The following is a 17,958-nucleotide window of genomic DNA, read 5'->3' on the forward strand; positions in this document are numbered from 1 at the left end:
CGCGCCGCGTGCGCGGCGGCGGTGGGTTGTGTGGGAGACCTCAGAGCAGGTAGCGGGCTATCGCCTCGGCCACACACGCGGGCCGCTCCGCGCCCTCGAGTTCGACGGTGACCGTGCGGTGCGCCTGGACCCCGCCGGGCACCTCGGTCAGCGCGGTCAGCGCGACGCGGCCGCGCAACCGGCCGCCCACGGGGACCGGGGTGAGGAACCGGACCCGGTCCAGCCCGTAGTTCAGCGCGACCCGCGCCGCGCTGACGGTCATCACCTCGGCGGTGATGGGCACGATGAGCGAGAGGGTGAGGAAGCCGTGGGCGATGGTCCCGCCGTAGGGCCCGGCCGCCGCGCGTTCGGCGTCGACGTGGATCCACTGGTGGTCCTCGGTGGCGTCGGCGAACCGGTCGACGCGGTCCTGGTCGACGGTGATCCAGCCGCTGACGCCGATCTCGGTGCCCACCGCGGCGCGCAGGGAGTCGACGTCGGGGAAATCGATGGTCATCGGGCACCTCCGAACCGGTCGCGCAGGACGCGCTTGAGGACTTTGTGGCTGGGTCCGAGCGGCAGTTCGCCGACGAACTCCACCCGGCGAGGGTATTTGTAGCGCGCGAGATGCTCGCGCGCGTAGTCGATGATCTGCGCCTCGGTGACCGGCGCCGACGCCACGACCACGGCGACGATCTCCTCGCCGTAGGTCGGGTCCGGCACCCCGATCACCGCGACCTGCGCGATGGCGGGATGGCGCAGCAGCGCCGCCTCGACCTCGGTGGGATAGACGTTGAAGCCGCCGCGCAGGATCATCTCCTTGATCCGGTCGACGATGCGCAGGAAGCCGTCGTCGTCCTTGACGCCCAGGTCGCCGGTGCGGAACCAGCCGTCGACGACCGCGCGGGCGGTGGCCTCGGGGTTCCCGGTGTAGCCGGAGAACACGTTGTGCCCGCGGACGACGACCTCGCCGGTCTCCCCGGTCGGCAGCAGCACGATCCGGTCGGCGACGGCGGGATCGGCGATCTCGACGTCGACACCCCACACCGGATGCCCGACCGTGCCCGCGCGGGTGCCGAGGGCGGGCTGGTTGACCGCGGCGGTCGGGGAGGTCTCCGACAGCCCGTAGCCCTCGAGGATGTCGGCGCCGTAGACCCGGGCGAACTCCTCGAGCACCGGTGGTGGCAGCGCGGCGCCGCCGCTGACGCAGAGTTTCAGCCGGGGCAGGGTGGCAGTCCGTGCCGCGGCGTCGAGCAGCCCGACGTACATGGTCGGCACGCCGTGGAAGGTGTTGACGCCCTCGGCCAGCATGAGCTCGATCGCCGCCGCGGCCTCGAAGCGCGGCAGCAGGACCAGGGTCGCTCCGACCCGCCAGTGCGAGTTCATCGAGACGGTCTGGCCGAACACGTGGAACAGCGGCAGCGCGCCGAGCGCGATGTCGTCGCGGTGGACCTCGTTGGCGTCGAAGGAATTCACCGTCGCGCACAGCACCATGTTCAGGTGCGAGAGCTCGGCGCCCTTGGGCGTGCCGGTGGTGCCGCTGGTGTAGAACACGACCGCGGTGTCGAGGGGGTCGCGGCTGACGAAGGCGGCCACCGGCTCGCCGTCGAGGTCGCCGGGGGCCACGCAGTCGATGCCCGCCTCGGCGGCGGCCGCGCGCCCCACCGCCGCCACCTGGTCGTGGCACAGCAGCAGCCGGGCGCCGCTGTCGCGCAGCACGTGCGCGGCCTCGCCCGCGGTGAGCAGCAGGTGCACGGGCACCACGGTGGCGCCCGCGGCGAGGATGCCGAAATAGGCGCGGGGGAAGTCGACGGTGTTGGGGCACATCAGCGCGACCCGGTCGCCGGGCGCGATGCCGCGCGCCCGCAGCGCGCCCGCCACCGCGCGGGCCTGGCGCCACAGCTCGGCGAAGGTGAGACGGTGGCGGCCCTCGACGACGGCGAGGTGGTCGGGGCGGCGCCGGGCGGGTTCGGCGAGGATGCTCGCCAGGGACAGGGTGGCGGTCATGGGGTCACCTCATCGTCGCAGGTGCAGGGCAGTGCCCTGGCCGACACCGACGCACATCGTCACCACAGCGTGGCGGGCGTCGCGGTCGGCCAGTTCGAGCGCGGCGGTCAAGGCGAGGCGGGCCCCGCTCGCGCCGAGCGGATGCCCCAGGGCGATGGCGCCGCCGTGGGGGTTCACGTGCTCGGCGTCGTCGGGCAGCCCGAGGTCACGCAGGACCGCGAGCGCCTGGGCGGCGAACGCCTCGTTGAGCTCGACGACGTCGATGTCGTGGATCGACAATCCGGTGCGGGCCAGCAGTTTCGCGGTCGCCGGTGCGGGACCGATCCCCATCACCCCGGGCCGGACACCGACCGACACGCCCGCCCCGATCCGGGCGAGGGGCGCGAGCCCGTAGCGGCGCACCGCCGCCTCGGAGGCGACGAGCACCGCGGCCGCGCCGTCGTTGACTCCGGAGGAATTGCCCGCGGTGATCGTCCCGCCGGGGACAATCGGCCGCAGCGCGGCCAGCGCCGCAGGCGTGGTCGGCCGCGGGTGTTCGTCGACGGACACCGCGTGCGCGTCCGCCGTCCCCGCCCGCACGCTCCCGTGGGTCGTCGGCTCGGGGGCGCCCCGGCGGGGTTCCGGCAGCGGCACCGGCGCGATCTCGCGGGCGAAGCGTCCCGCGGACCGCGCCGCGGCCGCCCGCTCCTGCGAGCGCAGCGCGAACGCGTCCTGATCCGCGCGCGACACCCCGTACTCCTCGGCCACGCGCTGGGCCGTCTCGGGCATGGTGTCGGTGCCGTGCGCGGCATGCAGACGGGGATTCACGAATCGCCAGCCGATGGTCGTGTCGTGGAACTCGGCCGACCGGCCCCAGGCCGCGCCCGCCTTGGCCAGGACGAACGGCGCCCGGGTCATCGACTCGACCCCGCCGGCGATCACCAGGTCCGCATCGCCCGCCTTGACCGCCCGCGCGGCCACGGCCACGGCGTCGAGCCCCGACGCGCACAGCCGGTTCACCGTCACCCCGGGGACGGCGGTGGGCAGCCCGGCGAGCAGCGCCGCCATCCGCGCCACGTTGCGGTTGTCCTCCCCCGCCTGGTTCGCGCAGCCGAGGACGACGTCGTCGACGGCCGAGAAGTCCACGCCCGGAAACCGTGCCACGAGCGCGGTCAGCACGTGCGCGGCCAGGTCGTCGGGCCGCACCCCCGCCAGGGCGCCGCCGTAGCGGCCGAACGGCGTGCGTACGCCGCCGACCAGGAACGCCTCGCCCATCTACAGCCCCATGTCCTTGGCGATGATCGTCTTCATCACTTCGCTGGTGCCGCCGTAGATCCGGTTGACCCGGTTGTCGGCGTACAGGCGCGCCACCGGGTACTCGGTGATATAGCCGTAGCCCCCGTGCAGCTGCAGGCAGCGGTCGATGACCCGTGAGGCGACCTCGGTGCAGAACAGCTTGGCCGAGGCAGCGTCGGCGGGGGTGAGCGTGCCCGCGTCCAGCGCCTCGAGCGCCCGGTCGACCACGGCCTCGGCGGCGTCGACCTCGGCGCGGCAGGCCGCGAGTTCGAACTTGGTGTTCTGGAACTCCGCGACCGGCCTGCCGAAGACCGTGCGCCCCTTGGTGTATTCGACGGCGAAGCGCACCGCGGCCTTGGCCTGGGCGTAGGCGCCCGCCGCGATGGAGAACCGTTCCTGGGGCAGGTTGCGCCCGAGGTAGGTGAAGCCGCGGTGCTCCTCGCCGAGCAGGTCGGCCGCGGGGACGCGCACGTCGGTGAAGGACAGCTCCGCGGTGTCGGACACCTTGAGCCCGAGCTTGTCCAGCTTGCGGCCGACGGTGTACCCGGGCGAGGTCGTGTCGACGACGAACAGCGAGATGCCGTGGCGCCGGTCGGTCTCCGAGGGTGGCGCGGTCCGCGCGCACACGATGACCCGGTCGGCGTGCACCCCGCCGGTGATGAAGGTCTTGGCGCCGTTGAGCACGTAGTGGTCGCCGTCGGCGGACCGGGTGGCGGTGGTGCGCATGCCCGCCAGGTCCGAGCCGGTGCCCGGTTCGGTCATGGCGATGGCGAACATGAGCTCGCCCGCCACGAAGCCCGGCAGCCAGCGCCGCTTCTGTTCCTCGGTCGCCAGGCTCTTCAGGTACGGCAGGCACAGCCCGACGTGCACGCTCGACCCGCCGAAGGACACGCCCGCCCGCGCCGCCTCCTCGATGAGGACGGCCTGGAACTTGAACGATTCGATCCCCGCGCCGCCGTACTCCTCGGGGACCTCGATGCCGAACACCCCGAGTTCGGCCAGCTGGTGGTAGAACTCGCGCGGCACGATGCCCGCCTCGTACCACTGGTCGTACACGGGTACGACCCGGGACTCGACGAAGGCACGCACCGTCGCGCGGAAGGCCTCGTGTTCGTCGGTGAAAACTGTGCGCTGCAACGGAACTCCTGGCTTACAGACGGCGTCCGCCGTCGACGTACACGGTCTGGCCGGTGACGAACCCGGCCTGGTCGGAGGCCAGGAAGGCCACCACGTTCGCGATGTCCTCCGGGGTACCGACCCGCCGCAGCGGCGTCACTGCGGCCGTCTTCTCCTGCAGTTCCTCGGCGCTCACCCCGACCCGCGCCGCGGTCGCCGCGGTCATCTCGGTGGCGATGAAGCCGGGCGCCACCGCGTTCACCCGGACGCCGAAGGGTCCGAGTTCCATCGCGAGCGTGCGGGTCAGGCCCTGGATGCCTGCCTTGGCGGCGGCGTAGTTGGCCTGGCCGCGGTTGCCCAGCGCGGAGACGCTGGAGGTGTTGACGATCGCGCCGGACTTCGCGGCGACCATGTGCCGCTGCGCGGCCCTGCTGCACAGGAACGCGCCGCGCAGGTGCACCGACATGACGGTGTCCCAGTCGTCCACCGACATCTTGAACAGCAGGTTGTCGCGCAGGACGCCCGCGTTGTTGACGAGCACGTCGAGGGAACCGAACGCGGCGACGGCGGCCTCGACCGCGTCGGCGACCGCGCTCTCGTCGGCGACGTCGGCGCCGACGCCGAGCGCGACGCCGCCGGCCGCGGTGATCTTCTCGGCGGTGGCCTCGGCCGCGGCGGCGTCGAGGTCGACCACGGCGACGGCGAGCCCGTCGGCGGCCAGGCGGGCCGCGGTGGCGGCACCGATGCCGCGCGCGGCGCCGGTGACGAAGGCGGTTCTGCGGGTCACGGGGTTCTCCTTGTCAGGCGATGGCGTTCACGCCGGTCAGGGCGCGGCCGATGAGCAGTTTCTGGATCTGGGTGGTGCCCTCGTAGAGGGTGAGCACGCGCGCGTCGCGCAGGTATTTGGCGACCGGGTACTCGTCGATGTAGCCGTAGCCGCCGAACACCTGGATCGCGTTGTTCGCCGCCTTGACCGCGGCCTCGGAGGCGAACAGTTTCGCCATGGACGCGGCGGTGCCGAACGGCTCGCCCCGGTCGACGAGGTCGGCCGCGCGCCAGGCCAGCAGCCGGGCGGCGTCGGTGTCCACCGCGATGTCGGCGAGCAGTTCCTGCACCAGCTGGTATCCGGCGATCGGCCTGCCGAACTGCTCGCGCTCCCCGGCGTAGCGCACGGCCGCCTCCAGGCAGGCCCGCGCGAGCCCGACGCAGCCCGCGGCCACGCCCATCCGGCCCTTGTCGAGCGCGGCCATGGCGATCCGGAAGCCCTGCCCCGGCTCGCCCAGCCGCAGCGCGTCGGGAACGCGCACCCGCTCGAGGACGAGTTCGGCGGTGGCCTGACCGCGCAGGCCGAGCTTGCCGTGGATCTCCGACCGGCCGAAGCCCGGCGTGTCGGTGGGGACGAGGAAGGCGGTGACGCCCTTGGGGCCCGGGCCGCCGGTGCGGGCGAACACCAGCGCCACCGAGGCCCAGGTGCCGTTGGTGATGAAGATCTTCGTGCCGTCCAGGATCCAGTCCTCGCCGTCGCGGACGGCGCGGGTGGCCAGGTTCGCCGCGTCCGATCCGGTCCCCGGCTCGGTGAGCGCGAAGCAGCCGAGCTGCTCGCCGGCGCAGAGCGCCGGCAGGAACCGCCGCTTCTGCTCCTCGGTCCCGTAGGCGGCGACGGACTTGGCGACGAGCCCGAGCGAGACCGAGACGATGCCGCGCACGGCGGAGTCGCCGCGGCCGAGTTCCTCGAGCAGGACGCAGTAGGCCAGCGCGTCGCCCCCGGAGCCGCCGTACTCCTCGTCGATCCCGATGCCGAGGAAGCCGAGCTCGCCGAGCCGCGGCACGATCGCCGGATCGACCGACTCGGCGCGGTCCCACTGCGCGGCGAAGGGCACGACCTCCTTGTCGACCCAGTCGCGGGCGAGCTCGCGCAGGTCGCGGTGGGCCGGGGGCAGGGTGAGATCCATCGGCGGTCTCCTCAACCGAACAGTGTTAGTTTTGACGTCCGCACCGTATCCTAACGGTGTTCGGTTTTTCAAGACCCGGCTTCGCGCAGTGCTATTTTCGACACCCGACCCCCGAAGGAGTTACCGATGGCGAGGCCCCGCGTGCCGCTGCTCAGCCGCGACCGCATCCGCGAGACCGCACTGGCGATGATCGACCGCGACGGGCTCGCGGAGCTGTCCATGCGCAAACTCGCCGCCGAGCTCGGCGTGCAGGCCGCCTCCCTCTACGGCCACTACCCCAACAAGGACGACCTGCTCGACGGCATCGCCACCGGCATCATGGCCCGGGTGGACACCTCGTCCTTCGGCGAACGCGACTGGCGCACCGCGCTGCTGGACTGGGCCCGCTCCTACCGCGCCGCCCTGGCCGCGCACCCCAACTTCGTGCCCTACCTCGCCGCCGGCCCCGGCCGCCGGGCGGAGAACCTGCGCGCCGCCGACGCCGTCCACGGCGGCCTCGTCGGCGCGGGCTGGCCGCCCAGGGAGGCCACCATGATCGGCGCGGCCACCCGCTACCTGGTCATGGGCTCGACCGTCGGTTCCTTCGCCGGCGGTTTCGCCGACGACGTACAGGTCTACCGCGACCGCTACCCCCACCTGAACCAGGCGCACCGCCTGCGCGCGGTCGCCCAGGAGATCGACGACGACAGCTTCGAGCTGGCCCTCGACGCCTTCGTCACCGGCTTGAGCACCCGCCCCGGCGCTCCCCCGCCCACCGCCGCCCCCACGCGACCCGACCCCGACTGACGCGACCACGCGCCCCGCCGAACCCGAGTAGCCCAGCGAGCGCGCCCCGCGCCGCAGCCGTCCGCGCCCCGACCGGCCCACCCCACACAACCGCCGCAACCACACCCGGGCCGACCTCGAGCGGCCCAGCGAGCGTCGCAGCCGGCCTGGGACAGACACACCCACGCACCCACGCCCAGACCGACCCCGCCCGACACAACCACACCCGGGCCGACCTCGAGGAGGCCCAGCGAGCGCAGCGAGCGTCGCGGCCGGCCCGACGACCAGCGGGGCGGGACCATGTGCCGAAGGCACGAGTCCCGCCCCGCTGGTCGTCGGGCCCTGAAAGGCCGCGACCCGAGCGCGCCAGCGCTCAGACAACACAGCTACATGCTGGCGATCAGCCGCTCCACCCGCTCGTCGACCGAACGGAACGGGTCCTTGCACAGGACGGTCCGTTGCGCCTGGTCGTTGAGCTTGAGGTGTACCCAGTCGACGGTGAAGTCGCGCCCGGCCTCCTGGGCGGCGGTGATGAAGTCGCCGCGCAGTTTGGCCCGGGTGGTCTGTGGCGGGGTCTCCACCGCGGCGTCGATGGCCTCGTCCTCGGTGATCCGCTTGGCCAGGCCCTTGCGCTGGAGCAGGTCGAAGACGCCGCGGCCGCGCTTGATGTCGTGGTAGGCCAGGTCGAGCTGGGCGATCTTGGGGTCGGACAGCTCCATGTTGTAGCGGTCCTGGTAGCGCTGGAAGAGCTTGCGCTTGATCACCCAGTCGATCTCGGTGTCGACCTTGGCGAAGTCCTGCGCCTCGACGGCGTCGAGGGTGCGGCCCCAGAGGTCGACCACGGCGTCGACCTGCGGGTCGCGGTCGCGGTTACGCAGGTGCTCGACCGCGCGGGCGTAGTACTCGCGCTGGATCTCGAGCGCGCTGGCCTGCCTGCCGCCGGCCAGGCGGACGGGGCGGCGGCCGGTGAGGTCGTGGCTGACCTCGCGGATGGCGCGGATCGGGTTGTCCAGGGCGAAGTCGCGGAACGACACCCCGGCCTCGATCATCTCGAGCACGAGCGAGGCGGTGCCCACCTTGAGCATCGTCGTCGGCTCGGCCATGTTCGAGTCGCCCACGATGACGTGCAGGCGCCGGTACTTCTCGGCGTCGGCGTGCGGCTCGTCGCGGGTGTTGATGATCGGGCGCGAGCGGGTGGTCGCCGAGGAGACGCCCTCCCAGATGTGCTCGGCGCGCTGCGACAGGCAGAACGTGGCCGCCTTGGGCGTCTGCAGCACCTTGCCCGCGCCGCAGATCAGCTGGCGGGTGACCAGGAACGGCAGCAGCACGTCGGAGATCCGGGAGAACTCGCCCGCGCGCACCACGAGGAAGTTCTCGTGGCAGCCGTAGGAGTTGCCCGCGGAGTCGGTGTTGTTCTTGAACAGGTAGATGTCGCCACCGATGCCCTCCTCGGCCAGCCGCTGCTCGGCGTCGATGAGCAGGTCCTCCAGCACCCGTTCGCCGGCGCGGTCGTGGGTGACCAGCTGGACCAGCGAGTCGCACTCGGCGGTGGCGTACTCCGGATGCGATCCGACGTCGAGGTACAACCGGGCACCGTTGCGAAGGAACACGTTGGAACTACGGCCCCAGGACACCACCCGGCGGAACAGGTACCGGGCCACCTCGTCGGGGGACAGCCGACGGTGACCGTGGAAGGTGCATGTCACACCGAACTCGGTCTCGATCCCCATGATTCGTCGCTGCACACCATCGACACTACCCGGACACACCGACACCGCGCGGGGCCTCCGACATCCCATATGCATACGTGTTGGCAACGATTCGTACCGACTCCGGCCGGGCGGAGCGCCCACGGAAAGGGCCCGTGTACCCCTGGGTACACGGGCCCTTTCGCCGTCCGGCGGGGGCGATCAGTCGCCGTCGCCGGGCAGATTCACCTCGGTCACACCCGTCTGCGGCGTCGCTGCCAGCAGTTTCTCCAGGGCCGCGCCCTGGAGCCTGCGGAACGCGCGCCGCGGGCGCGCCTGCTCGAGGGTGGCCACCTCGAGCGAGGACACCCCCAGGGTGCGCTTGTCCCGGTCGCCTTCGGGCCAGCCGGCCTGCAGGGCGTCGGTCGCGACCTTCACCGCCGCCTCCAGGCTCAGGCCCGCCTTGTAGGAGGACTTGAGCGCGGTGACGATCGGCTCCGTCGTGCCGCCCATGACGACGTACTCGCGTTCGTCGACGATGGACCCGTCGAAGGTGATGCGGTAGAGCACCGCGTTGCTCTGCTGTTCGGGGTAGCCGACCTCGGCAACCACGATCTCCACCTCGTAGGGCTTGAGCTGATCGGTGAAGATCGACCCGAGGGTCTGCGCGTACAGGTTGGCCAGGCCACGGCCGGTGACGTCGCGCCGGTCGTACTGGTAGCCCTTGAGGTCGGCCTGCAGGATGCCGCCGCGCCGCAGGGACTCGAACTCGTTGTACTTGCCGACCGCCGCGAACCCGATGCGGTCATAGAGCTCGCTGACCTTGTGCAGCGTCGCCGAGGGGTTCTCGGCGACGAACAGCACGCCCTTGTCGTAGACCAGCACCACCACGCTGCGACCGCGACCGATGCCCTTGCGGGCCAGCTCGGTCTTGTCGCGCATGATCTGCTCGGCCGAGGCGTAGTACGGCAGCGTCACGCCGAAGCACCCCCTTCCTGGGCTTCCCGGTCCGCGACGATGCCGCGGGTGATCTCGGCGAGGCGCGCTTCCTCGACCTCGACCGCGCCCTCGGCGTCGATGAGCACCGCCGTCGGGAAGATGCCGCGGACCAGGTCGGGACCGCCGGTGGCGGTGTCGTCGTCGGCGGCGTCGAACAGCGATTCCACCGCGATCCGCAGCGCGCGGTCGGCGTCGATCCCGCTCGCGTAGAGCTTCTTGAGCGAGGATTTGGCGAACAGCGAACCCGAGCCGACGGCCGTGTAGCCGTGCCGCTCCTCGCTGCGCCCGCCGACCACGTCGTAGGACACGATGCGCCCGGCCCGGTCGGGGTCGGTGGCCTGGTCGTCGAAGCCGACCAGGATCGGCACCACGGCCAGGCCCTGCATCGCGGCGGGCAGGTTGTCGCGGACCATCTTCGACAGCTTGTTGGCCTTGCCGTCGAAGGTCAGCGGGACACCTTCGATCTTCTCGTAGTACTCGAGCTCCACGGCGAACAACCGCACCATCTCGATCGCCATCCCGGCGGTACCGGCGATGCCTGCCGCGGAGAAGGTGTCGGTGATGTACACCTTGTCCATGTCGCGGCTGGCCAGCAGGTTCCCCATGGTGGCCCGGCGGTCACCGGCGATCAGCACACCACCGCGGAAGGAGACCGCGACGATGGTGGTGCCGTGCGGCGCCAGGTCGGCGGCGGAGCCTTCCGAACCACCGAACCTGCTGGCGGGCAGCAGGTCCGGGGCGTGCATCCGCAGATGTTCGGTGAACGAGGACAGCGCGTTGCCCGCGTGGAGGCGCAACGGGTCTGAGGTCACTGGCCACCCTTCTGCACGTAGGCCCGCACGAAGTCCTCGGCGTTCTCCTCGAGCACGTCATCGATCTCGTCGAGCAGGTCGTCGGTTTCCTCCGCGAGCTTTTCCCGGCGCTCCTGACCCGCCGCGTCCGCGCCCTCGGGGCCTTCGTCCTCGTCGCCACCCCCGGCGCGCTTGGTCTGCTCTTGTGCCATGGCAGCCGACCTCCTCTTTCCCTCGTGAGCCCTCATTCGTGCTCGTTCTTCAACCCTACCGACGACAACCGACAGAATGGTCCATTCGCTACGGGATTGTCGCCGCACCGCGCCCTCAGTGCGTGAGCTGGTCCACCAGATCCGCCGCCGAGTTCGAGGAGTCGAGGAGTTTGCCCACATGGGCCTTGGTGCCCCGGCGCGGTTCCAGCGTCGGGATGCGCACCAGCGAATCGCCACCGAGATCGAAGATCACCGAATCCCAACTGGCGGCGGCGATGTCGGCGCCGAATCGGCGCAGGCACTCGCCGCGGAAGTAGGCGCGGGTGTCGGTGGGCGGGTTGTGCATGGCGTCGAGCACCTGCTGCTCGGTGACCAGCCGTTCCATCGAGCCGCGCGCGACCAGGCGGTTGTAGAGGCCCTTGTCGAGGCGCACGTCGGAGTACTGCAGGTCCATCAGATGCAGTTTCGGCGCGCCCCAGCCCAGGCCCTCGCGGTTGCGCATGCCCTCGAGCAGGCGCAGCTTGGCGGGCCAGTCCAGCAGGTGCGCGGCGTCGAGCGGGTCGCGCTCGAGCAGATCGAGCACGTGCGCCCACTTGTCGAGGATGTCGCGCACGCGCGCGTCGTCGGTGCCCTCGCGGTCGACGAACTTGGCGACCCGCTCGTGGTAGAGCCGTTGCAGCGCAAGGCCGGTCAGCTCGCGGCCGTCGGCGAGGGCGACCACGGCGCGCAGGCTCGGGTCGTGGCTGATCTGGTGCACGGCGGTGACCGGGCGGGCCAGCTGGAACTCGGTGAGGTCCTCGCCCGCCTCGATGAGGTCGAGCACGAGGGCGGTGGTGCCGACCTTGAGGTAGGTCGACCACTCGGCCAGGTTGGCGTCGCCGATGATCACGTGCAGGCGCCGGTACTTGTCGGCGTCGGCGTGCGGCTCGTCGCGGGTGTTGATGATGCCGCGCTTGAGCGTGGTCTCGAGGCCGACCTCGACCTCGATGTAGTCCGCGCGCTGGGACAGCTGGAAGCCCGCGTGGTCACCGGACTGGCCGATACCGACGCGCCCGGACCCGCAGACCACCTGGCGCGAGACGAAGAACGGGGTCAGCCCGGCGATGATGTGGCTGAACGGGGTGTCGCGGCTCATGAGGTAGTTCTCGTGGGTGCCGTAGGAGGCGCCCTTGCCGTCGACGTTGTTCTTGTAGAGCTGCAGGCGCGGGGCGCCGGGCACGCTCGAGGCGTGCCGCGCCGCGGCCTCCATGACCCGCTCGCCCGCCTTGTCCCAGATGACCGCGTCCAGGGGGTCGGTGACCTCGGGGGCGGAGTACTCGGGGTGGGCGTGGTCGACGTAGAGCCGGGCGCCGTTGGTGAGGATCATGTTGGCCGCGCCGACCTCGTCGGCGTCGATCACCGGCGCGGGGCCGCTCATCCGGCTCAGGTCGAACCCGCGCGCGTCACGCAGCGGCGATTCGACCTCGTAGTCCCAGCGGGTACGCCGGGCCCGGGGCACCCCCTCGGCGGCCGCGTAGGCGAGCACGGCCTGCGTGGAGGTGAGGATCGGGTTGGCCGTCGGCTCCGTGGGGGTCGAAATGCCGTATTCGACCTCGATTCCGATGATGCGCTGCATGGGTCGAGCCTAGTTGACGGGGTCGACCGGATATCGGGCGTTGGCCCTCAGCGCGGCGGATGTCATACCCGTGGTCGTCCTCGCGGACGATGTCCGGGTACGGCGACGGCGGCGATCATCGAGCGATGAGCGAGGCAGCAGAGGTCGCGCCGGGCCGCATTCCGGCGCTGGACGTCCTCCGGGGGATCGCGATCCTGGGGACGCTGGGCACCAACATCTGGATCCTGACGAACGTGGCCGGCATGCCCGGCTACCTGGACGAACTGGGCCGCACGCCGGAGACGGCGGCCGACTGGACCGAGCGCGTGCTCCAGCAACTGGCCCAGGGCAAGTTCCTCGGCCTGCTGACGGTCATGTTCGGCGTCGGTCTCGCCATCCAGCAGGGCTCGGCGCTGCGGCGCGGGCGGCCCTGGCCGGGCACCTACCCGTGGCGGGCGGTGCTGCTGTTCCTCGACGGCGTGCTGAACTTCCTGCTGGTGGCCGAGTTCGACGTCCTGATGGGCTACGCGGTGACCGGCCTCGTCGTCGCCTACGTGCTGGCGACGAGCGAGCGCGCGCAGCGGCGCTGGCTGATCGCCGCGGCCGCCGTGCACGTGGGCATGCTGACCCTGATCGCGGCGGCCTTCGCCCTCGCGCCCGCGGCGGAGCAGCCGCCCGCCCGGCTGCCCGACCCGAATCCCTATGCCGACGGGTCGTTCTGGGACCTGGTGGTGTTCCGGGCCGAGCACGCGCTCGTCTTCCGGCTGGAACCGGTGTTCGTGTTCCCGATGTCGATCGCGCTGTTCCTGACCGGCGCCTTCCTGTTCCGCGCCGGGGTGTTCACCGCGGCGGGCGCCCGGCTGCGGAAATGGCTGCTGGTACTCGGTTTCGGTGTCGCGGCGCCGATCGACCTGCTGGTCGGGATCTTCGGCGGCGGCGACCTGATCGTGTTCACCCGGTACGGCACCGCTCCCCTGGTCGCCCTCGGCATCCTCGCGCTGGTCGCGGAGTTCTTCCTGCGCCGACCGCGCGTCGGCTGGGCGGGCAGGCGGCTGACCGAGGTGGGCCGCACGGCGCTGAGCTGCTACATCCTGCAGAATCTCGTCGCCTCGATCCTGTGCTACGGCTGGGGCTTCGGGCTCGCGTCCCGGGTCTCGCCCGAGGCGCGGGTGCCGTTCACGGTGGCGATCTACGTGGTGGTGGTCGTGATCATCGTGGCCGCCGCGCACCTGTGGCTGCGCCGCTTCGACCGTGGCCCGGTCGAGTGGTTCTGGCACAGCGGCTACCGGGTGCTGTCCGGGGAGAACCGCCGGGTCAGAAACGCTCGGCGGGCGGCGGACCCGCTTCCGGCGCGACGATGAGGTCGGCGACGAGCGAATCGCGTTGCAGCGGAACGCCGAGGCTGCGGGCGTTGCCCTCGAACAGCGAGAGCACCGATTCGGTGAGGATGCCCTGGACCTGCTCGGTGGTCAGGACCGGTTCCGGATCGGACCGCCAGCTGCCGACGACGCCGTCGACCAGGCCGATCATGCCGAAGGCCATGGGCCGGGCGCGGGCGGGTTCGATCCCGAAGCGGGCCAGGGTGACGGCGAACATGTCGGCGAGCTGACCGCCGATCTGCCTGCCCGCGCCGGACAGGGTGGCCGCGTCGGGATCCTTGGTCGGCTCCTCGCTGAGGAAGCGGTGCAGGTTGGGGTGGGCGTCGATCCAGCCGAGATAGGTGCCGACCGCGCCGCGCACCGCGTCGCGCAGGGTGCCGTCGGGCTGCAGGGCGGGCAGCAGCTCGGCCAGCAGCAGTTCCAGGATGCGCCTGCGCGCCAGCCGGTCGAGGTCGGCGCGGCCGCCGACGTGCCGGTAGACCACCGGGCGCGGCAGGTTGAGCCGTTCGGCGATGAGCTGCACGGAGATCTCGAGCCCGTGTTCCTCGATGACCTCGATCGCGGCGTCGATCATCTCGGCCCTACGGCGCTCCTTGTGCCCCTGCCACCGGGTGGCGCGGCCGTCGGCCACCGGGGTCTCGGCGGGCGCTGCGGGGTCGACGGAAGCTGTCACGACCTCCACGATACCCGCAGGCACATTGACCGTTACGCCCTGTTGCACTAACATAAGTGATACACCTTGTATCACCTATATGGGTACGCCCGAGAGTGAGCCTGACATGGGGAACAACGCCGTTTCCGCCCGTGATGCCTTCTCCCGCCGGCTGCTGGCCGGTTCGGTCCGCCGATCCTACGAACCCGCCGTCGACCTCGACTGGGACGCGCCGCTCGACCCGGACGGGTACTTCCTGCCCCCCGAGGTCGTGTCCCTGCACGGCACCGCGATCTGGGACGCCCTGCCGCCCGCCACCCGGCGGGAACTGTCGCGCCAGGAGCTGGCCAACATCCTCTCCGTCGGCATCTGGTTCGAGAACCTGCTCGAGCGCCTGCTGCTGCGCGAACTGCTCCACGGCGACCCCACCTCCCCGACCGCGCACTACGTGCTCACCGAGATGGGCGACGAGTGCAGGCACATGCTCATGTTCGGCAAGCTGATCGAGCGCATCGAGGCGCGGCCGTACTGGCCGCGCCCCGCGGGCAGGCTCGCCATCTCGGCGCTGCCGCTGGTCCTGCGCGGCAACATGGTGTGGGTCGCGGCGCTGGTCGGCGAGGAGATCTTCGACGCGGTCCAGCGCCGCATCCTCGACGATCCGCAGCTGCAGCCGATCGTGGCACGGGCCATGCGCATCCACGTCACCGAGGAGGCCCGCCACATCGGGTTCGCCCGCGACGCCCTCGCCCGGCGGGTCTCGCACATCTCCGCCGCCGAACGCGCCTACATCCGGCTCTGCGTGGCCGCCGCCGGTCCGCTCTTCGCGGCCCTGATCACCAACCGGCACGCCTACGACCGGGCCGGGCTGGACGGCCGGGCCTGCCGCCGCGCGGCGCTGGCCAACCCCGACGCCCGCCGGGTGCGGGCCCAGGGCGCGGCCGAACTGACCGCCTTCCTCGACCGCAACGGGCTGTTCGGCCCGATCGGCAAGCGGCTGTGGCGACGGGTGGGACTGGCATGAGCGTGCTGGTACTCGGCCCCGATCGCGACCGGCGGCTGCTCGCCGCCGCCCTGGGCAGGCCGGTCACGGGGGCACCGGCCCCGGACGAGCTGACCTTCGACGAGGACGCCGACGCCTGGCGGGCGCGCTTCGCCGACGGGCGCGTGGTGCGCAGCCCGCTGGTCGTGCTCGGCACGGGCCTGCCGTGCCCACCGGACGGGCCGGCGCTGCCGGTGTACGGGCGCGGCGCCCGCGAGCTCTCGGCGGTGCTGGCCCCGCGGCCCCGCACCCTGCTCGGCCTCGCCGTGCACGGCTTCCCGAACCTGTTCCTGCTGGACGGCCCGGATTCCGGTGCCGCCCGGCCGCTCTCGCCGCGCAGCCGCCGCGCCCGCGCGAGCTGCCTGGCCGGGTTGATCCGGCACACGGAGCGGGTGGCGGCCACCCGGATCGAGGTGCGCGCGAGCAGTCAGCACGAGAGCAGCAGGCGGCTGGCGGCCTACGTGGTCAGCGGGACCAAGCCGCCCGCCGTCCGGGACGCGGCGCACCGGCGGGCCGTGCGGCGCTGCACCGCACGACATTTCGATCTCACCGTCGCCGCCGACCGCGAACCGGCCTGGGACTACGCCGGTCCCGCGGTCCTCGAGCTCCCGGGCGAGGACATCGCGGTCACCGCCACGCTGGCCGGGCATCCGGACCCGATCGACGGCCGCTACCACTGGTACGGCCGGGTGCGCGCCGCCGACCCCGCCGCTCCCCTGCCCACCCGGCTGCGGGTCAGCGCCGCGCTCCGCACCGACGGCGAGGCGGTGGCCGTCACGCTCGCCGAGCGCGACCCGTGGGGCGGCCTGCGGGTCACCGGGACCGGGCCGCCACCGTACGGCCGCTCGCGCGCTCAGTGCAGCGATTCCGCCTCGAGGTAGTACCGGACCTCCATCGCGCGCAGCACGTCGCGGACCACCGGCGGCGCCCAGTCCGCCGACGGGTCGCGGTGCACCGTCGCGCGTCCCACGCGCAGGTGCGCGCCACGGGTGTACAGGACGAACTCCGGCGCCGCGGTGACGTTGCGCACCCAGTCGGTGTCCGGGCCGTAGGTGAGCGCGATCCGGTAGCGGCCCGCGGCGTGGAAGAGCAGCACGGGCGTGCGGTAGGCGGCGCCGGTGCGCCTGCCGCGGTGTTCGACCACCGCCAGGGGCGGCACCCGCCCGGCGAGCGTGCCGAGGACGGGATTGGTGACCCGGCGGTTGAATCGGGCCAGGCTTCGCGGCAGCACCATCGCCGGTGTCCTCTCGCGGGGTGACGGCGTCGGATCCCACGGTACCCTCGGCCGATGTCCGCGCATCCGGAACGGGAACCGCTGGCCGTGTACGACGCGACGGGCGCGGTGATCGGCACCGCCGACCGGGGCACCGTCTATCGCGAGGGCCTCTGGCACGCGAGCGCCGGGGTCCTGGTCCGCTCGCTGGACGGGACCCGCGTCCACGTACACCGGCGCACCGACACCAAGCTGGTCTTCGCCGGTCTGCACGACTGCGTGGCGGGCGGCGTGGTCGGCGCCGGCGAGACACCCGCGGCCACCGCGAGACGCGAACTCGGCGAGGAACTCGGGCTCACCGTGCCCGACGGCACCACCCTCCCGCTGCGCGTGCGGACGTCCTGGGACGGGGCGTGGGCGGGGCGGCCGCTGCGCTGCCACCTGTTCGTCTACGAATTCCGCTCCGACGGTCCGGTCCACCTCCAGCCCGGCGAGATCGCCGGCGGCTGGTGGTGGACCGACGCGCGACTGCGCGCGCGGCTGGCCGACCCGGCGTGGCCGTTCGTCCCCGACACCCGCGCGGTCGTCGACCGGCTGCTGCGCTGACCGTCAGTCCAGCGAGCGCAGCGACTCCTCGTCGCGCGCGACCACGGCGCCGCCGTCGGCGGTGAGCACGATCGGTCGCTGGATCAGCTGCGGATGCTCGGCCAGCGCGCGCACCCAGCGATCCCGGTCGGCCTCGGTCCGGCCCCAGTCCGCCATGCCCAGCTCCTGGGCGATCCGCTCGCCCGTGCGGGTGATGTCCCAGGGTTCGGCGCCGAGCCGGGCCAGCACCGCGCGCAGCTCGTCGGCCGAGGGCGGGTCCTCCAGGTAGCGGCGCACGGTGTAGCCGACACCGGCCGCGTCCAGGTGCGCGGTCGCGTTCCGGCTCTTGGAACAGCGGGGGTTGTGCCAGATCTCGGTCATCGGTGCAGCGTAGCGCCGGTGCGCCGACCGCGGCCCCGCGGTCGGCTCCGGACGCGGCGACACCGGGGTCGCGCGCGCCCGGCCGACACCGAACCACCTGGCGCGCAGGGCTTCCCGGCGTAACGCCGCGCGCGCGGGCCGGAGCTGGAATGATGCGCCGTGCCCCCTCCCCCCGCACCCACCACGAGGAGACACCGCCCGGTGAGCATTCCTTCCCAGGCGCCGGTCGTCCGCCGGTTCGCCGCCGTCCTCGGCGCGGCCGCCGCCACGGCCGCGCTCGTCGCGTCCGCCCCGTCCGCGGGCGCCGCGCCCGCCGCGAGCTGCGCCGCCG

The 17,958-nt window shown here is 72.4% G+C and carries 19 protein-coding genes; 5 read left to right on the forward strand and 14 right to left on the reverse strand.

What is annotated here, in order from left to right:
- Positions 1-40: 40 nt before the first annotated feature.
- Genes ON36_RS14700 through ON36_RS14725 form a run of 6 tightly spaced genes read right to left on the reverse strand, consistent with a single transcriptional unit; the run spans position 41 to position 6,329 of the window.
- Entirely contained in the window at positions 41-496 is a 456-nt protein-coding gene (locus tag ON36_RS14700) for a MaoC family dehydratase (RefSeq protein ID WP_043652867.1), read from the reverse strand.
- Entirely contained in the window at positions 493-1,986 is a 1,494-nt protein-coding gene (locus ON36_RS14705; protein ID WP_043652868.1) for a long-chain-fatty-acid--CoA ligase, read from the reverse strand. The genes ON36_RS14700 and ON36_RS14705 overlap by 4 nt, the downstream gene beginning before the upstream one ends.
- A 9-nt stretch (positions 1,987-1,995) precedes the next feature.
- The gene (locus tag ON36_RS14710; protein WP_043652870.1) at positions 1,996-3,240 is read right to left on the reverse strand and encodes an acetyl-CoA C-acyltransferase; all 1,245 of its coding nucleotides are present in this window, start codon (positions 3,238-3,240) and stop codon (positions 1,996-1,998) included.
- The gene (locus ON36_RS14715; RefSeq protein WP_043652873.1) at positions 3,241-4,398 is read right to left on the reverse strand and encodes an acyl-CoA dehydrogenase family protein; all 1,158 of its coding nucleotides are present in this window, start codon (positions 4,396-4,398) and stop codon (positions 3,241-3,243) included.
- Positions 4,399-4,411: 13 nt separating this feature from the next.
- Positions 4,412-5,164 carry a 3-oxoacyl-ACP reductase FabG gene (gene fabG, locus ON36_RS14720; protein ID WP_043652875.1) on the reverse strand — a complete coding sequence of 251 codons (753 nt, stop codon included), beginning with the start codon at positions 5,162-5,164 and terminating at the stop codon, positions 4,412-4,414.
- A gap of 13 nt (positions 5,165-5,177) precedes the next feature.
- Complete coding sequence (locus ON36_RS14725) at positions 5,178-6,329, reverse strand: acyl-CoA dehydrogenase family protein (protein ID WP_043652878.1); 1,152 nt, start codon at positions 6,327-6,329, stop codon at positions 5,178-5,180.
- A 126-nt stretch (positions 6,330-6,455) separates the two neighbouring features.
- Here ON36_RS14725 and ON36_RS14730 point away from each other — a divergent pair, with 126 nt between their 5' ends.
- Complete coding sequence (locus tag ON36_RS14730) at positions 6,456-7,115, forward strand: TetR/AcrR family transcriptional regulator (RefSeq protein ID WP_052313995.1); 660 nt, start codon at positions 6,456-6,458, stop codon at positions 7,113-7,115.
- A gap of 365 nt (positions 7,116-7,480) precedes the next feature.
- Here the strand turns inward: ON36_RS14730 and pafA are convergent, their stop codons facing one another.
- The 5 genes from pafA to dop all read right to left on the reverse strand — a co-directional run bounded on the left by pafA (position 7,481) and on the right by dop (position 12,399).
- Positions 7,481-8,839 (reverse strand): Pup--protein ligase, encoded by a 1,359-nt coding sequence (gene pafA / locus ON36_RS14735; RefSeq protein ID WP_218001204.1) that lies wholly within the window; start codon positions 8,837-8,839, stop codon positions 7,481-7,483.
- 165 nt (positions 8,840-9,004) lie between these two features.
- Positions 9,005-9,760, reverse strand: a complete 756-nt coding sequence (gene prcA, locus ON36_RS14740) for a proteasome subunit alpha (RefSeq protein WP_052313996.1) — start codon at positions 9,758-9,760, stop codon at positions 9,005-9,007.
- Entirely contained in the window at positions 9,757-10,527 is a 771-nt protein-coding gene (prcB, locus tag ON36_RS14745) for a proteasome subunit beta (RefSeq protein WP_083885149.1), read from the reverse strand. The genes prcA and prcB overlap by 4 nt, the downstream gene beginning before the upstream one ends.
- Before the next feature lie 62 nt (positions 10,528-10,589).
- On the reverse strand, positions 10,590-10,784 hold the full coding sequence (locus ON36_RS14750) for a ubiquitin-like protein Pup (protein ID WP_043652918.1): 195 nt from the start codon (positions 10,782-10,784) through the stop codon (positions 10,590-10,592).
- Between the two features lie 115 nt (positions 10,785-10,899).
- On the reverse strand, positions 10,900-12,399 hold the full coding sequence (dop, locus tag ON36_RS14755) for a depupylase/deamidase Dop (RefSeq protein ID WP_043652887.1): 1,500 nt from the start codon (positions 12,397-12,399) through the stop codon (positions 10,900-10,902).
- A 125-nt stretch (positions 12,400-12,524) separates the two neighbouring features.
- Between dop and ON36_RS14760 the strand changes: the two genes are divergently transcribed.
- On the forward strand, positions 12,525-13,739 hold the full coding sequence (locus ON36_RS14760) for a DUF418 domain-containing protein (protein ID WP_052313997.1): 1,215 nt from the start codon (positions 12,525-12,527) through the stop codon (positions 13,737-13,739).
- On the opposite strand, the gene ON36_RS14765 is transcribed toward ON36_RS14760, so the two are convergent.
- Positions 13,693-14,430 (reverse strand): TetR/AcrR family transcriptional regulator, encoded by a 738-nt coding sequence (locus tag ON36_RS14765; protein ID WP_052314000.1) that lies wholly within the window; start codon positions 14,428-14,430, stop codon positions 13,693-13,695. The two genes, ON36_RS14760 and ON36_RS14765, sit on opposite strands and share 47 nt — an antisense overlap.
- A gap of 106 nt (positions 14,431-14,536) precedes the next feature.
- Between ON36_RS14765 and ON36_RS14770 the strand changes: the two genes are divergently transcribed.
- The gene (locus tag ON36_RS14770) at positions 14,537-15,430 is read left to right on the forward strand and encodes an AurF N-oxygenase family protein (RefSeq protein ID WP_043652890.1); all 894 of its coding nucleotides are present in this window, start codon (positions 14,537-14,539) and stop codon (positions 15,428-15,430) included.
- Positions 15,427-16,329, forward strand: a complete 903-nt coding sequence (locus ON36_RS32740) for a DUF4873 domain-containing protein (protein WP_052313998.1) — start codon at positions 15,427-15,429, stop codon at positions 16,327-16,329. The genes ON36_RS14770 and ON36_RS32740 overlap by 4 nt, the downstream gene beginning before the upstream one ends.
- Here ON36_RS32740 and ON36_RS14780 read toward each other — a convergent pair.
- Entirely contained in the window at positions 16,302-16,682 is a 381-nt protein-coding gene (locus ON36_RS14780; protein WP_043652892.1) for a nitroreductase family deazaflavin-dependent oxidoreductase, read from the reverse strand. The two genes, ON36_RS32740 and ON36_RS14780, sit on opposite strands and share 28 nt — an antisense overlap.
- Before the next feature lie 54 nt (positions 16,683-16,736).
- Here ON36_RS14780 and ON36_RS14785 point away from each other — a divergent pair, with 54 nt between their 5' ends.
- Complete coding sequence (locus ON36_RS14785) at positions 16,737-17,267, forward strand: NUDIX hydrolase (protein WP_043652895.1); 531 nt, start codon at positions 16,737-16,739, stop codon at positions 17,265-17,267.
- A 3-nt stretch (positions 17,268-17,270) separates the two neighbouring features.
- Here ON36_RS14785 and ON36_RS14790 read toward each other — a convergent pair whose 3' ends face one another.
- Complete coding sequence (locus tag ON36_RS14790) at positions 17,271-17,627, reverse strand: arsenate reductase family protein (RefSeq protein WP_043652898.1); 357 nt, start codon at positions 17,625-17,627, stop codon at positions 17,271-17,273.
- Between the last annotated feature and the right edge of the window lie 331 nt (positions 17,628-17,958).

Origin of the sequence: Nocardia thailandica NBRC 100428, from assembly GCF_000308795.1 — a bacterium.
Lineage (GTDB): Bacteria > Actinomycetota > Actinomycetes > Mycobacteriales > Mycobacteriaceae > Nocardia > Nocardia thailandica.

Excerpts from the sequence above, each read along its gene's own strand:
- ON36_RS14700 (WP_043652867.1), bottom strand. The coding sequence starts at position 496 with ATGACCATCGATTTCCCCGACGTCGACTCCCTGCGCGCCGCGGTGGGC.
- ON36_RS14705 (WP_043652868.1), bottom strand. The coding sequence starts at position 1,986 with ATGACCGCCACCCTGTCCCTGGCGAGCATCCTCGCCGAACCCGCCCGG.
- ON36_RS14710 (WP_043652870.1), bottom strand. The coding sequence starts at position 3,240 with ATGGGCGAGGCGTTCCTGGTCGGCGGCGTACGCACGCCGTTCGGCCGC.
- ON36_RS14725 (WP_043652878.1), bottom strand. The coding sequence starts at position 6,329 with ATGGATCTCACCCTGCCCCCGGCCCACCGCGACCTGCGCGAGCTCGCC.
- ON36_RS14730 (WP_052313995.1), top strand. The coding sequence starts at position 6,456 with ATGGCGAGGCCCCGCGTGCCGCTGCTCAGCCGCGACCGCATCCGCGAG.
- prcB (WP_083885149.1), bottom strand. The coding sequence starts at position 10,527 with ATGCACGCCCCGGACCTGCTGCCCGCCAGCAGGTTCGGTGGTTCGGAA.
- ON36_RS14750 (WP_043652918.1), bottom strand. The coding sequence starts at position 10,784 with ATGGCACAAGAGCAGACCAAGCGCGCCGGGGGTGGCGACGAGGACGAA.
- dop (WP_043652887.1), bottom strand. The coding sequence starts at position 12,399 with ATGCAGCGCATCATCGGAATCGAGGTCGAATACGGCATTTCGACCCCC.
- ON36_RS14760 (WP_052313997.1), top strand. The coding sequence starts at position 12,525 with ATGAGCGAGGCAGCAGAGGTCGCGCCGGGCCGCATTCCGGCGCTGGAC.
- ON36_RS14770 (WP_043652890.1), top strand. The coding sequence starts at position 14,537 with ATGGGGAACAACGCCGTTTCCGCCCGTGATGCCTTCTCCCGCCGGCTG.
- ON36_RS32740 (WP_052313998.1), top strand. The coding sequence starts at position 15,427 with ATGAGCGTGCTGGTACTCGGCCCCGATCGCGACCGGCGGCTGCTCGCC.
- ON36_RS14780 (WP_043652892.1), bottom strand. The coding sequence starts at position 16,682 with ATGGTGCTGCCGCGAAGCCTGGCCCGATTCAACCGCCGGGTCACCAAT.
- ON36_RS14785 (WP_043652895.1), top strand. The coding sequence starts at position 16,737 with ATGTCCGCGCATCCGGAACGGGAACCGCTGGCCGTGTACGACGCGACG.
- ON36_RS14790 (WP_043652898.1), bottom strand. The coding sequence starts at position 17,627 with ATGACCGAGATCTGGCACAACCCCCGCTGTTCCAAGAGCCGGAACGCG.